This is a genomic window from Stenotrophomonas lactitubi (genome assembly GCF_002803515.1).
Taxonomy (GTDB): domain Bacteria; phylum Pseudomonadota; class Gammaproteobacteria; order Xanthomonadales; family Xanthomonadaceae; genus Stenotrophomonas; species Stenotrophomonas lactitubi.
In genome coordinates this window covers 1,473,274-1,488,145 of sequence record NZ_PHQX01000001.1, presented here as the reverse complement: position 1 = coordinate 1,488,145, position 14,872 = coordinate 1,473,274, and the positions used below count along the sequence as shown (strand labels likewise).

8 protein-coding genes are annotated in these 14,872 nt (G+C 59.7%); 1 reads left to right on the top strand and 7 read right to left on the bottom strand.

Annotated features, from left to right (window positions below):
• Positions 1-68 precede the first annotated feature (68 nt).
• Positions 69-425, top strand: coding sequence for a hypothetical protein (locus CR156_RS07195; RefSeq protein WP_100552326.1), 357 nt, complete (start codon positions 69-71; stop codon positions 423-425).
• Positions 426-625: 200 nt separating this feature from the next.
• Here the strand turns inward: CR156_RS07195 and CR156_RS07190 are convergent, their stop codons facing one another.
• The 7 genes from CR156_RS07190 to guaB form a co-directional block, all read right to left on the bottom strand.
• Positions 626-3,631 (bottom strand): type III restriction-modification system endonuclease, encoded by a 3,006-nt coding sequence (locus CR156_RS07190; RefSeq protein ID WP_100552325.1) that lies wholly within the window; start codon positions 3,629-3,631, stop codon positions 626-628.
• Between the two features lie 10 nt (positions 3,632-3,641).
• Positions 3,642-5,696, bottom strand: a complete 2,055-nt coding sequence (locus CR156_RS07185) for a site-specific DNA-methyltransferase (RefSeq protein WP_243381737.1) — start codon at positions 5,694-5,696, stop codon at positions 3,642-3,644.
• 11 nt (positions 5,697-5,707) lie between these two features.
• Entirely contained in the window at positions 5,708-6,517 is an 810-nt protein-coding gene (locus tag CR156_RS07180; protein ID WP_100552324.1) for a DUF4391 domain-containing protein, read from the bottom strand.
• Entirely contained in the window at positions 6,517-8,301 is a 1,785-nt protein-coding gene (locus CR156_RS07175) for a DUF262 domain-containing protein (protein WP_100552323.1), read from the bottom strand. The genes CR156_RS07180 and CR156_RS07175 overlap by 1 nt, the downstream gene beginning before the upstream one ends.
• Positions 8,302-8,315: 14 nt before the next feature.
• Positions 8,316-11,264, bottom strand: a complete 2,949-nt coding sequence (locus tag CR156_RS07170) for a helicase-related protein (protein WP_243381733.1) — start codon at positions 11,262-11,264, stop codon at positions 8,316-8,318.
• Positions 11,265-11,716: 452 nt separating this feature from the next.
• Positions 11,717-13,282 (bottom strand): glutamine-hydrolyzing GMP synthase, encoded by a 1,566-nt coding sequence (gene guaA / locus CR156_RS07165; protein WP_100552321.1) that lies wholly within the window; start codon positions 13,280-13,282, stop codon positions 11,717-11,719.
• Positions 13,283-13,391: 109 nt separating this feature from the next.
• Positions 13,392-14,849, bottom strand: a complete 1,458-nt coding sequence (guaB, locus tag CR156_RS07160) for an IMP dehydrogenase (protein WP_100554092.1) — start codon at positions 14,847-14,849, stop codon at positions 13,392-13,394.
• Positions 14,850-14,872 lie beyond the last annotated feature (23 nt).

The following is a 14,872-nucleotide window of genomic DNA, read 5'->3' as shown; positions in this document are numbered from 1 at the left end:
AGCCACGCATCGTCCGCCACCCCGCTTGCGCGGTGGCGCTGTTAAGCACAGCCAAGGAAACCGACGCCATGAACGAATCCGACACCTTCTCCTCGTACACCGTTGTTGAGCCCATCAACGACGACACTCCACTGCCCGACCTGAACTCCCTGCTCGGCATCCTCAAGCGGATGCGCGGCTGCGAGGGTGCTGATGGGCTGCCCTGGCCGGAGAACGATGTGTCACCCGGCCGCCGAGTGAGCCTGGCGAGGACCGAGCGCGCGTTGGTGGGGTTGCTGACGGTGCTGGAGGTGCTGCACTCGGCAGACCGCTGCCGGGTGGCAGCGGAGCCGGAGCGGCATTTGGATGAGGGGGTTGTGGATGGGCTGTTTCTAGCTTGCCGGGGGTTGGTTGAGTGGGCTTGTCGGGATATTCGACCAGACTAACAGCCGCCGGGACGTGGCTAGTGCGCTTCCAAGACGCTAAGACCCGTCGACAAGTAGCATTCGATCTAGATTAGATTCAGGCCTGTAACGCTCATTCTTCCAGTCCAGCAGCTAGAGAATCAGCGTCTCAAGCATCCATCGAAGGACGCTTGAGACGCATACTAGTCGACCTTTCTCATCCCTTGGGTAGCAGCGAAATACTAGCCCTTTGCCGCTTCGGTCAAAAGATCACCAACCGAGCGCGCAACCACATACCGGGCTGGGTTCTCCCCCCCCTCCAGCGCAGTGAAATGCGCCTTGCCGCATTCGATCTTGGCGCTTTCCTTGTCGCGCAGGTCATCGGTAAACAGGCTGCTCTTGGTCTCCACCACAAAGTACAGGTGCTGAGTTCCGTCTTCTTCTACCAATACGGCCCAATCGGGATTGTAGGTACCCAGCGGCGTGGGCACTTTGAACCAGCCTGGAAGCTTGGCGTAGAGTTTGATGGCGTCGTTCTTCTCCAGCCCATCGGCGAAGTCGCGTTCGGTGGTCGAGTCGTACACCACATGCTCATAGACCGACTTCTGTGTATCCAGCAACATGTTCTTGAGATAGCCGGTGAGCTCTTCCTTCTCGAACAGCTCCTGCGCATAGACATGCTGGCCACCCAGCTTCTGGTACTTGATGCCATCGACCAGGGCCAAGCGCTTGCAGCGGTTGATGGTTTGGGCGGTCAATTCGATGAACTGCTGCGGATTACGCTTGAAGTCGTCAAGGCGGCCGCTTCCCGTCAAGATGCTGACGAGGGTGCGCCGGGTGAGCTGGGTGCGGTCCTGCAGGTCGGTCAGCAAATCCGGCAGCTCGATATCCGCCTCGTCCAGCACCACGGTCGCCGCGCCCGCTTTCTCTGTCGCGGCGACACCTGCCTTGCCGATAGAGATGTCGGCCTTGCGCCATTGCAGCCGTGCCTTGGCAATCACCGGGGCCTTCTGCAACGCCGCGATGCAATCCGCCACCAGCTTGGCGTTATCGAACTGCACACGGTACGTTGTTTGGTGTTTGATCCGGTCCCACAGTGCCTTGAACTCGTCGCTCAGATAAACGGCCTTGCCATCTTTGCCCTTGCGCAGCGGCACCTGCTTGCGCTCATCGGCATTCTTGATGTCCAGCCGGCCAGACACCTTGCGCAGCACTTCGGCAATCTGGGCTTTCTGCGCATCAAACTCGGCCGGCAGCCCCAAGGTGCCGTTCTTCAGCGCCGCTTTCAGTGAATCCTGAACCTTACCCTTGGCATCGATATGGCCGGCAGCTTTCAGGTGCTCCCACAGCGCCTTCGATTGCTCCATGCCCAACGGTGCGGCATGCCCATCAGCGCCGGTCACGGCAATGGCGGAAAATTGGTGCGGCTCCACGATGCCAAAGCGGATGCCCGTGTCTTTCTCGATTTCCTTCTGCAGGTTCTCGGCAAACTGTTCGTAGTTCTCCGTGGCCACCACAGTCAGGGTGTTGACCTCGAAGCCGCGTACCCGCTCGCCATCCTGGTTGACGCACAGACGCAGGCCGCGACCAATGGTCTGGCGTCGCTCGCGCTCGGTCTGAATGTCGCGCAAGGTGCAAATCTGGAACACGTTGGGGTTGTCCCAGCCTTCCTTGAGCGCGGAGTGGGAGAAGACAAACTTCAGCGGCGTGCTGAAGGACAGCAGCTTCTCCTTCTCCTTCATGATCAGGTTGTAGGCCCGCTCGGCATTTTCCCGATTACCCACATTGTTCTCGGCGGTGTCGGTCCAGCCGCCCTTTTTGTCGATGGAGAAATAGCCGTTGTGCACCTCCTCGGCGGCGGACGCCAGGTCAATTTCGGCAAACAAGCTCTGGTAGGCGGGCAACTTGGCGGCCCGGCGATATTCCTCCTCGAACATCTGCGCATACACGCCCTTGACCGGCTGGCCGTCCGCACCGTACTGACGGTACTTGTCCACCGCGTCGATGAAGAACAGGCTCAATACCTTGATCCCCAATGGCCGCAGATGCTTTTCCTTGTCTAGGTGCTCCTTGATCGTGCGGCGGATCATCTCGCGCTGCACGGCCAGCGCATCCACATCACCATGGGCTTGGCCAGGCGGCAAGAACACTTCGCCGCCGGGATAGCGCAGTTCCATGAACTCTTCGCCCTTAGCTGTGTTGATCTCACCCACCCGAAAGTCGGCATAGATCGCGCGGCCATCGGCGCTCTGCTGAAGGTCGTCGCCATCGCTGACCGTCACCTCAACCCGCTGCACGCCAGTGGCGACCTGTTTATCCAGCTCAATCTTGGCGCTGATGCGGCCGCGCTTGTTTTCCACCTTCACCAAACGCACGAAAGGCTTGTTGTGCGCGTCTTCTACCGTGGCCGATGCCACCTCGATCTGCTTGACCAGCTTGCGCTCGTACGCATCCACGGCATCCAGGCGGAACACCATGTGGTGTTTGTCCACATGGGTGGCGGAGTAGCGCAGCGTACAGAGCGGGCTCATGGCGTCCAGTGCTTCCTTGCCACGGCCTTCCAGGCCGCCGTCCACGCTCTGCGGTTCATCCACGATGATGATTGGCCGGGTTGCCTTGATCAGATCAATAGGCTTTTCGCCGCCGGTCTTCTCGCTCTCTTTGTAGAGGTTGTTCACATCCTTCTTGTTGATGGCACCCACCGTCACCACCATGATCTGGATGTTGGCGCTCGTGGCAAAGTTGCGCACCGGCCCAGGCTTGCCCGAGTCGTACAAGAAGTAATCGAAGGGCACGCCCGCGTAGAGGCCCTTGAAGTGCTCCTCAGTTATTTGCAGGCTCTTGTAGACACCTTCCTTGATCGCCACTGAAGGCACCACGATCACGAACTTGGTGAAGCCGTAGCGTTTGTTCAGCTCGAAAATCGAGCGTAGATACACATAGGTCTTACCGGTGCCGGTCTCCATTTCCACCGTGAAGTCGCCCGAAGTCAGCGAGCCAGAAGGCGGGAGGCCACCGCGCAACTGGATGTCAGCCAGATTCTTGAGCAGCTCGTCGTCGAGCAGCGTCAAGCGGTTGCCAACGCCAAGGTCGGACTGCGCCACGCCCAGTGACATCTGCGCTTCATCGGGCAATTTCATGGTCACCGTGAAGTCGGTGCGGCAGATCTCCTGACCACGGAAAAGATCGCATACAGCCTCGATGGCCTGCATCTGGTAGTCGAGGTTGGGCTCGAAGTGAAGTCTCATGGCACCCCCCTTACAAGCTTCGCACGTTCTGGATGCCGTGCTGCTCCAGAATGGCGGCGAGATTGGTTTTGGCCACATCGTCGGCAAAGGCGCTGTCGCGGAACACGCAGGTGCTCTCCTTTCCAGCCGGGCCAGCGGGTGCGAGTTCCTTGTGCCAAGCGATGATGCCCTGGGCCAGTGACTCCACCTGCTCACGGGTGATCTTTTCGGCCAGGCAAGCCAGCAGCACACCGCCGCCCACGGCGTGCACATCAAGCCCTTCGATGCGGCGCTTTTCGATGGGTACGCATAGGTCGAGGCCTAGTTTTAGCAACAGCTCATAGAGCACATCAGCCTCGCTGCGGCCTTCAAGTAAGTGATCCTGATGACCGAGCAACGTGGCCTCTAGGTCATCAGGCTTCGGATTCCAAGCGCGAATGTTGGAAGTATCGAGTTTGAAGACGCGGAAACCCGTGTCGCCCACGAACAGTGGATTGTCCGCTTTAACCTTGGCTCCAGCACGACGTAGACGTTCTTTCGTTAACTCAGCGATGTTTCGCTTAAGTCCAAGCTTGTCGCATACCGTGGCTGCTGCCTTCTGGTTCTTTTCAGTCGGACTCAACGGCTCAGGAAGCTGAATTGTCAGGATGCGTCGCGCAGAACCGTCGATTGCGTTTTGCTGCATCACGGCTTGTCCCGCTGCTGCAGAACCCGCAAAAAGATCGGCAACAAGGTCATTCCCACTCGAACCAAGCAGTACGCAGGTACGAAGAAAATCGATTGATTTAGGGAAATCGAATGATTCTCCCGGAATCAACTCTTTCAACGCTCGCTTTGCACTATCGGTTGAAAATTCGCCGCCAAGCCACACCGACTTTGGCTTCGAAGTGCGCTCAATAGCCTCGTCTTCGTCATCATCAGGCTCATCATCGGCATCATCTACTGCAATCGACGGATCAAGATACAGTCGATGCTCAACATCCAACCTGCCACTACGCCCAGATCGTTTGGCGTGCATCCAATCCAGATGCTGCTCCACTTTCTCATATCCCCAGCGCCAGCACCCTTCAGAACCGTCTCCACGCAGAGGGAAAATCTCGACATCGGCGTCGCTTTTTCGACTCAACGAACATACGCCAGTCACCTCATCCCAATAAATAGGAAAATACATCCTGGGGCGATCCTCGCGACGATCCGGACCGCCGCGCTTCCTCAGGTCTCGAAGTGCATACTTTTGACCACTTTCGTCCTCGTACTTGAATGCGGCGCGCTGCGCCTCAGTCAGCGGCAAGCCGTTAGAAACAAAACCAGGATTTGCGTAGACAACAACGTATTCGTGACAAGCGGCAATGTGCTTTTTGTCGTTGCGCCCTTTCATATTGTTGACAACAGAAACGGCGGCAACAAAATTTTCTTCGCCAAACACTTCATCCGAAAGCATGCGAAGGTTATGAAGTTCATTGTCGTCGATCGAGATAAAAACGACACCGTCCTTCTTAAGCAAACTCTTCGCCACCTTCAAGCGTGGATAGATCATATTCAGCCAATCAGTGTGAAACCGCCCGCTGGCCTCGGTATTGCTGCTGATCTTCTGCCCGCCTTCAATTTGACCGGTTAACTTCAGATAGTTTTCGATGTTGTCCTGAAAATTGTCAGGGTACACGAAATCCTTACCGGTGTTGTACGGCGGGTCGATGTAGAGCAGTTTGACCTTGCCGGCATAGCTTTTTTGCAGCAGCTTCAGCACTTCGAGGTTGTCGCCCTCGATCATCAGATTCTGGGTGGACTCCCAATCCAGGCTGTCTTCTGGGCAGGGGCGCAGGGTGCCGGTGCTGGGCGTGAGCGCCAGTTGCCGCGCACGGCGCTTGCCATGCCAGTTGAGGCCGTATTTCTCGTCGGCATCGGTGACGCAGGCATCGCCCACCAGCACCTTGAGCACGTCCACATTCACTGCCGCGCCGCCCGCACCCTCGGTAATCAGCTCCGGAAACAGCGCCTTGAGTTGCTCGATATTGGCCGCCACCAAATTGGCGGACTGGGCTTCATGGCTGGCTGCCGTGAATTTTTCCATGGTCTTCTCCGTCATTCTTTCAATCCTCAAAGCTGTTGTTGTGCAGCGGCCAGCTTGGACTGGATGCGCTTGAGCGTCAGGTTCAGTTCCACCTGGCGCGCCAGTTGTTTTTCCTTGGCCGCCTCGGCCCGCAAGCGACTGATTTCGCGTTCCAGCCACTTGCAATCAATCAAAGCCTGTCGCCGCGCTGCGGTCTGTTCGGGTGTTGTAGCGGTTTGATAGATTCCTGTCCGTCGCGCTGCGTGCATGGCCTGCACGCATACGATCCAGCCTTCATAGAGGGCATGTAGCGAAGCTTGGGGCTGACGCGCAATCGCAAGCGACTGCATGAAATCCTGCTCGATGTGGGAAGCTGCCTTCGCATCAGCTCGAGGTCTGCCATCGACTGCTTGAAACAGCGAGGTCGACACCATATCGCCATCTAGCACGATCTTGCCCGCCTCGTTCTGCGCCCAGCGCTTATGCGCCAGCGAGAGAGTCAGTGTTGCCCCTTCAGCCCGTTCTGTGTCCAGCAGCAACAGCACCGGATAAGGCACGGCCCGGTGCACCAATTCTGCAAGGCGTGAAAAGCTGGCCGGCTTGGCGGCTCCGCGCAGAGTGGCGGCCAGCACCGCGACCTCCAGGTACTCGCGCTGCGTATCGCGGTACTCGGGCACGCCGATGGTGTTGGGCTTCAGGGCGGCCAGCCACTGAATGTATTCAATCGCATCGGAGATCAAGCGCTTGTCAGACGCCGTGGGCGCACCGTTCTCCAGCAACAGCTTCTTGGGCACGCGCTGATCCACCCTCGCGCTATCCGGGAGACTCAGGACACTGACGACATCTGACCAGTTCATCACGAGAGTGCCGCTCCAAATGCCTTGACCGCTTCTTCGCTGTCGCGCCCGGAAATGGCTTTGCCCATGGCCTGCTCGATCAGATTCAACAGTGCGGTAGCGCGTTGACGGACAAACGCATCGAAGTCGTCCGATCGCAGCGCAGGCACCGGGATCACGTGGGAGAGCAGAAACTCGTCTAGGTTATCTGGGGCCACCTGCTTGGCTTTCTGGATGCGTGCGAGGTACACGCTGGGCGCATCCCCGCTGATGAAACGATTGGTACCAGCGGCCAGAGGTGCCTTGTTGATCACGCTGTTCCATTTCTCCTTGGGCAATTTCTGATTCTCGCACCAGGCGCGAGGGAACACATGGTGGATGTCGATGGCGTTGTTGAAGTAAGTGTTGAGGTCGATCGGCGTACCGCTGATGAAATCGCGACCACCGTGTTTCATGAGTAAGGCCGCCAGCCCCTTGTAGGCGGCTGCGAGGCGGCTTTGCAGGGACAGCAGACGCGTCGGCGAAAAGTTGGCGTCGCGCACCGTGCGCGGTTCGCTGCCGCCTTCGACCCAGGCGACCGCATCCTGGATGTCCATGCCGAAACGGGTTTCGTTGGCGCCCCCATACAGTTCGCCCAGAACACCGCTCCAGTACCAGCGCAGCAGCTTTTGCTTGACGCCATGTTGCGTCGTGCGGTCTGCCAAGTGCGCACAGATAGCCGACAACGGAACGAGTTGCGTGGCATACGGCAGGCTTCGGTCATCGAAGATTTTCTCCTCTGCCAGCAACTCGGCAGCCCGCTTAAATCCTTTCTCCAGATCGGATTCCAGCGCCTTGAAGTCCGCCAGCGGCAGCTTCAGCACGTCGGCACGCTTGCAGCTGACAGATGTGCCAAGCGCTTTGTGACGCCGATAGCTGGCCAGCAGCGTTACTGCGGTGAGAAAGCTAGTGCCATCTACCGCCATGAGCACATCGTGCTTGGCGGTTAGTCGCTCCTGTCGCGCATCCCAGTCATCGCGCAGGTTGAATTCATCCGCCGCGAAGGTGGCTGTCATCAACTCGAACACGGTCAGCGTGACACCACCGGTATTGACCTTCTCGAAAACTTGGCACACGGCCTCGCGTGGCGTGTCCTGGGTAAGTTCAATGGCGGGCACCTTAAACTGTTGGAAGCGTAGCCAGATTTCGTTGCGAAACCGCTGCATGAACTGCATGGCTTCCGCTGCGAACTGATGGTGCGCGCTGAAGCCGCTTTCCCAGGCCATGAACCCTTGGATGTCGAACAACAATGCCACGGGGAAGAGCCGCTGGCTGTACTGCTGGTGTGGCGTACTGACGTCCAGATCGACCTTTCGGCCGAAATCTGACGTGACTTGCAGCGTCTCTGGCACCGAGAGCACGGCATCTTCACGGTCCGCCGATTCATCCAGGCATTTGCTCATGTCGAGGAAATAAAGACGACGAATATCCGCGCCTTTCTCCGTGCGCGTCGGCACTGACTGGCCGCTGCGCAACGCCAAGTACATGGAGGTCAGACGTTGCTGACCATCAAGGACGAGGGTCTTTGGAGCAGGCGCAGGCTGCAGGTTCACACCGGCAAACAGTCGGGGCTTAAATGGCACCCCGCCTGCTTCCAGAAACATGACCGCGCCAATCGGGTAAGAGAGCGAGAGGCTCGCGATCAACGAACGAATATGGGTGTCATCCCACACCCAACCGCGTTGAAAGTCAGGGAGCTGGATTTGTCCCGATGCAATTCCATCGAGGACATCATTCAATGCAGGTTCGGCGGTGCGAAAGCTCATGCTGGTCCTTGTAATCAAATACATTGCTGATCGGGCAGCACAACGAGGAATGCCAACACCTCAAAGTCGCCGCTACCGGCGAACTCGCCTTTCATGGCGTGGGTGCCACCGGGCGTGAAAAGACTGGCCACGGCCCGTTCCTCTTGCTTTCCGGCGACGGAGGCCACCGCCGCAGCGAGCAGCTTTTGTGCGTGGCGCATGTCTTCGCCGCCTTTGGTTGCCCTATCGAAGCGCGCGCAGGCACTGTCATCTGGCCTGTCGCGCCCCAGTGCCAAGCGCTTGAGGCGATCCAGGATGCGCTTGGCCTGCGCGTACGGCAGCAACACGGCGCTGTCATCGCCGACATGCACTAGGTAGTGCGGCGCCAGCGGGTAGTCGGGCGTTGTGGCGAGCTTTGCTGCCGGGCCGCACGCTTGCAGGCAGAAGATCACGCCGGGCGGAATGTCGGCATCCAGCGTGGTGGTGATCGCATAAGCACCCAGCGGTTGGGTGTCCAGCTTGCCGGGGTGTCTCTTCAGAAACTGGGCCAGGTCGATGCGGAAGTCGGTCAGGGTAAGGTCCGTGATCGCCACGCCAGTCGACAGGTCTTCCATGTCGATCACCGTGTCCTGCAGCTTGAGCAGTTGCTTGCGCCGGTACTCCAGGTCGTTCATGGCGTTGCCGGACTGCTGCTCGATCAGATTTTCTTCGCCAGTAGCCGAGACATCGAGCAGCACCATGCGGCCGCTGACGCGCTGCTCCAGGTTGATGTATTCCTCTAGCTCCATGTTGGGCCAGAAGTTCACGAGTTGGATGCGCTGGTTGGGCGAGCCGATACGGTCGATACGCCCGAAGCGCTGGATGATGCGCACCGGGTTCCAATGGATGTCGTAGTTGATCAGCCAGTCGCAATCTTGGAGATTCTGCCCCTCGGAGATGCAGTCGGTGGCGATCAGTAGATCGATTTCGCCTTCATCCGCCAGGTCTTGCGGCCGCTCTTTAGCACGCGGGGCGAAGGTCGAAAGCACGTCACCCATGCGCTTACTTAAACCCGGCATGGTGGTTTGAATGCCGGCGCTGCCTGTGACGACTGCCGAATGCACTCTCAACGTATCCCTAGCCCAGGGGGCAAGTTGGGCGTAGAGATATTGCGCCGTGTCGGAGAAGGCTGTGAACACGATGATCTTGCGGTTGGCCTTGCCATCGTGGGTATTGATGGGCTGGGCGCATTTGCGGGCAATCATGTCGCGCAGGGCTGCCAGCTTGGCATCACGCGCGGCATCCACTTGACACGCGGCCGCCAGCAGAGTCGCCAGGCGATTGCGGTCTTCCAGTAGGTCCTGCTTCCAGCGGATCAGATCCACATCGCCCAGTAGCACCTTGACCTTGCGGCCGACCAGCAAGGCCTCGAACGCCGGGTCGTCGATATCGACGTCAGCAACGTCGATTTCCTCCAGCACTTCGACATGGGATTCGATGCGTACCAGCGTGCTCTCTACATCCTTGAGTTGGCGCTGTACGGTCAGAGTGAAGGCCGACACACAGCTTTCCATGCGCTTGAGCACATTTACGCGCAGCAGGTGGATCAGGCTTTCCTCACGATCTACCTGGCGGAAGAAACCTTCGCCGCCACGCAGCTGGGTGCTGTACTTGGCATCGTAGGCCGCCTGCTTGTGAGGTAGCACATAGCGTAGCGGCGCGTAGCTGGCAAGGGTGAGCCGACGGATTTCCTGGTTGATGTCGCGGATGGCACGGAACTCGCCCGCAAGGTCCACATCGGCCTTGATGTTGATGGGAGGCAGTCGATCAGGGAAGCAGCCTGTCTCGCTGGTGCCGTAGTACTTCTCCACATGGCGCCTGGAGCGTGCAATGGTGAGATGGTCCAACAGGGTGAAGTAGTCAAAACCCAGCATTTCTACCAACTGACTGGGGGTCTTTTCAGCTTCGCCCAGCGCCAGCCAGCGATTGAATTGCGCCTGCGCCTTGCGGGTCGTGGCCTCAATGCTTGCGATGCCGTGTTCCAACAGTGCGCTGTCGTCGCCTTCGGTGGCAAATGCAATCTGGTTGCGCAGGTCGGCCAAGCGGTTATTGACCGGCGTGGCCGAGAGCATCAGTACGCGGGTCTTGACGCCTTCACGGATGATGCGTCGCATCAGGCGGTCGTAGCGCGACTCCTTGCTCTTGTGCGTGGCCTTATTGCGGAAGTTGTGCGACTCGTCGATCACTACCAGGTCGTAGTTGCCCCAGTTCACATGAGACAGGTCGATGTCGCCCGAAAGGCCGCCATCACGCGACAGGTCAGTGTGGTTGAGCACGTCGTAGTTGAACCGATCAGCCGCAAGGATGTTGCGCTTGTCGTTGGCCTTGTAAAGCGTCCAGTTGTCGCGCAAACGCTTGGGCGCCAACACCAACACGCGGTCGTTTCGCAGCTCGTGATACTTGATGATAGCTAGGGCCTCAAAGGTTTTGCCCAGGCCCACACTGTCGGCAATGATGCACCCTCCAAAGCGATTCAGCTTGTCAATGGCCCCCACCACGCCATCGCGCTGAAACTTGAAAAGCTTTTTCCACACCACGGTGTTGCGGATACCGGTGGCGGAATTGACAATGCGCTCCTCATCGAGGCTGTCACCGTTCTCACGGAACAAGTAATGCAGCATCAAGTTGTAGATTGTGCATGGGTCGCGGTGCTCGCCCAAGCCTCTTAGCGCTTCAAGAATCGATTCTTGTTTGCCTTCTAGCCCAGCGTGGACTTCGACACCTTCCAGGCCAACCCACTGGCGATCGAACCACTGAGCGAGCTGCAGGGCTTCATCGGCAGTTTCTGAGGCTTGAATCAAATTCAGAGGATTACTCGGCGTCACACCGAGACCTGAATTGCTGAAGGAGAATGATCCCAGTACGGCCTGTGCAGGCACCCCACCATACGCCCGCATGACAGCAGCCCCCTGCGGGACCGGTCCTTTTGCCAGACGCAGGTCCACCTTCTCACTGATCCATTTCGCACACTGATTTGCCAACCAACGTGTCTGCAGGCGATTTCTCTCGGCACGATCATCATCCGTACCGAGTAGATCAAGAGATTCACTGTCAGCAGGAACGATTAGTCGGACTCGCTCCACGGAGCACAGCGCCTCTCGGAGTTGTGCAAACGCGTAGAGGGAAAACGAAGGCGTTACGCAGTCAAGTCGATTTCCCGGCTCAAGAAAGGGACGTATCAGCTCAAGCACGCGCTGCAAACCAGAATTCGAAATTAGCCTCATATCCCTCTCCCCTTGAATATCTGAGGCGCCGCGAATTCAGCTCCATCGCTAACTCGTCTGAAGCGCCCACGGCATCCAGTTGCCAGAGAGGGATTAAATCACAAAAAAGCCCGCAGTTACGCGGGCTTGGGGCCAGCCGCCTGGGTCTAAAGGGGCCTCAACTGAGGTTCAACTCACTCCCACTCAATAGTCGCCGGCGGCTTCCCCGAGATGTCATAGACAACCCTCGACACCCCCCGCAACTCATTGATGATCCGGTTGCTCACCGTACCCAGGAACTCATACGGCAGATGCGCCCAATGTGCCGTCATGAAATCAATCGTCTCCACGGCCCTTAGCGCAATCACCCACTCATAGGCCCGCGCATCGCCCACCACGCCCACCGACTTCACCGGCAGGAACACGGCAAACGCCTGGCTGGTCTTGTCGTACAGGTCGGCCTTGCGCAGCTCATCAATGAAGATGGCATCGGCCTTGGCCAGCAGCTCGGCGTATTCGCGCTTCACTTCACCCAGGATGCGCACGCCCAGGCCCGGGCCCGGGAACGGATGGCGGTAGACCATGCTGCGCGGCAGGCCCAGCTCAACGCCCAGGCGGCGCACTTCGTCCTTGAACAGCTCGCGCAGCGGCTCCACCAGGCCCAGCTTCATGTGCTCCGGCAGGCCGCCCACGTTGTGGTGGCTCTTGATCACATGCGCCTTGCCGGTCTTGCTGCCGGCCGACTCGATCACGTCCGGGTAGATGGTGCCCTGCGCCAGCCACTTGGCATTCTTCAGCTTGTTCGACTCTTCGTCGAAGATCTCAACGAACAGGTTGCCAATGATCTTGCGCTTGGCTTCCGGGTCGCTCACGCCTTCCAGCGCGTTGAAGTAACGGTCGGCAGCGTTCACACGAACGACCTTGACGCCCATGTGCTCGGCGAACATCGCCATCACCTGGTCGCCTTCCTGCCAGCGCAGCAGGCCGGTGTCCACGAACACGCAGGTCAGCTTCTCGCCGATGGCCTTGTGCAGCAGCGCGGCCACGACCGACGAATCGACGCCGCCGGACAGGCCCAGGATCACTTCGTCATCGCCCACCTGTTCGCGCACGCGGGCGATCTGGTCGTCGATGATGTTGGCGGCGGTCCACAGGGTCTGGCAGCCGCACACATCCACCACGAAGCGGCGCAGCAGCGCCTGGCCCTGCAGGGTGTGGGTCACTTCCGGGTGGAACTGCACGCCGTACCAGCGCTTTTCTTCGTTGGCCATGGCGGCCACCGGAATGCGGTCGGTGGTGGCGGTGATGCTGAAGCCCGGCGGTGCAACGGAGACGTGGTCGCCGTGGCTCATCCAGACATTCAGCTTCGGCTCGCCGCCGTGGTCGCTCAGGCCCTTGAACAGGGCATCCGGGTTGATCACGTTCACTTCGGCGTGGCCGAATTCGCGCTGGTCAGCCGCTTCGGTGGCACCGCCCAGCTGGGCAGCCAGGGTCTGCATGCCGTAGCAGATGCCGAAGATCGGCAGGCCGCTGTCGAACACTTCCTGCGGCGCGGCGGGCGCGCCCGGCAGCGTGGTCGATTCCGGGCCACCGGACAGGATGATGCCCTTGGCGCCGAAGCCGGCGATCTCGGCCGGGTTGTGGTCCCACGCCCAGATTTCGCAGTAGACGCCCAGCTCGCGGATGCGGCGGGCAATCAGCTGCGTGTACTGCGCGCCGAAATCGAGGATGAGGATCTTGTCGTTATGGATGTTGGTCATGGCGCCCCGGCAATGCAGTAGGGAAAACGAAAACGTCAGATTTTTTCAGCGGCAGATGGAGAAAGAGGAACGGGAATCAGCTTCCTCGTTCCTCTTTGCTCGTCCCGCATCAGGAGCGGTAGTTCGGCGGCTCTTTGGTGATCGTCACGTCGTGGACGTGGCTCTCACGCTGGCCGGCGCCGCTGATCTTCACGAACTTGGGCTTGCTGCGCATGTCCTCGACGGTGGCGCAGCCCACGTAGCCCATGGTGGCGCGCAGGCCGCCCATCAGCTGGTGGATGATGCCGCCCACCGGGCCGCGGTACGGCACGCGGCCTTCGATGCCTTCCGGCACCAGCTTGTCGGCGGTGGCAGCGTCCTGGAAGTAGCGGTCCTTGGACCCCTTCTCCATCGCAGCCAGCGAGCCCATGCCGCGGTAGCTCTTGTACGAACGGCCCTGGAACAGCTCGGTTTCGCCCGGCGATTCCTCGGTACCGGCCAGCAGGCCACCAATCATGATGGTGGACGCGCCGGCAGCCAGCGCCTTGCCGATGTCGCCGGAGTAGCGGATGCCACCGTCGGCGATCAGCGGGATGCGGTCCTGCAGCGCTTCGGCCACCAGGTCGATCGCGGTGATCTGCGGCACGCCCACGCCGGCAACGACGCGGGTGGTGCAGATCGAGCCCGGGCCGATGCCCACCTTCACTGCGTCCGCACCGCTGTCCAGCAGCGCCAGCGCGGCTTCACCGGTGCAGATGTTGCCGCCGATGACCTGCACGTTCGGGAAGTTCTTCTTGACCCAGCTGACGCGGTCCAGCACGCCCTGCGAATGGCCGTGCGCGGTATCGACCACGATCACGTCCACGCCGGCAGCGACCAGCGCTTCCACGCGGCGATCGGTATCGCCGCCCACGCCGACGGCCGCGCCGACCAGCAGGCGGGTGGCGATGTCCTTGGCAGCGTTCGGGAAGTCGGTGTTCTTCTGGATGTCCTTGACGGTGATCAGGCCACGCAGGGCGAAATCATCGTTGACCACCAGCACCTTTTCGATGCGGTTGCGGTGCAGCAGCTGCAGCACCTCATCAGACGCGGCGCCTTCCTTGACCGTGATCAGGCGATCCTTCTTGGTCATGATGTGGCGGACCGGATCGTCCAGCTCGGTCTCGAAGCGCATGTCGCGATGGGTCACGATGCCGACCAGCTGGCCGCCGCCGTCCACCACCGGCACGCCGGAGATGTTGCGCGCCTGGGTCAGGGCCAGCACGTCGCGGATGGTGGTTTCCGGGCCGACGGTGATCGGGTCGCGGATGACGCCGGCCTCGAACTTCTTGACCTTGGCCACTTCGGCGGCCTGCTGCTCCACGCTCAGGTTCTTGTGGATGATGCCCATGCCGCCCAGCTGTGCCATGGCGATGGCCAGGCGTGCTTCGGTGACGGTGTCCATGGCCGCGGACAGGATCGGAAGCTTGAGCTTCAGGTCGCGTGTCAACCGCGTTTCGAGGTTGACGTCCTTGGGCAGGATGGTCGAATGAGCGGGGACGAGCGAGACGTCGTCGTAGGTGAGAGCTTCAGCCTGGATGCGCAGCATCGGCATACCCGAGATGTGGGGAA

Bases quoted from the DNA above. Each gene is read 5' to 3' on its own strand.
- CR156_RS07195 (WP_100552326.1), top strand. From the start codon at position 69: ATGAACGAATCCGACACCTTCTCCTCGTACACCGTTGTTGAGCCCATC.
- CR156_RS07190 (WP_100552325.1), bottom strand. From the start codon at position 3,631: ATGAGACTTCACTTCGAGCCCAACCTCGACTACCAGATGCAGGCCATC.
- CR156_RS07185 (WP_243381737.1), bottom strand. From the start codon at position 5,696: ATGACGGAGAAGACCATGGAAAAATTCACGGCAGCCAGCCATGAAGCC.
- CR156_RS07180 (WP_100552324.1), bottom strand. From the start codon at position 6,517: ATGAACTGGTCAGATGTCGTCAGTGTCCTGAGTCTCCCGGATAGCGCG.
- CR156_RS07175 (WP_100552323.1), bottom strand. From the start codon at position 8,301: ATGAGCTTTCGCACCGCCGAACCTGCATTGAATGATGTCCTCGATGGA.
- guaA (WP_100552321.1), bottom strand. From the start codon at position 13,282: ATGACCAACATCCATAACGACAAGATCCTCATCCTCGATTTCGGCGCG.
- guaB (WP_100554092.1), bottom strand. From the start codon at position 14,849: ATGCTGCGCATCCAGGCTGAAGCTCTCACCTACGACGACGTCTCGCTC.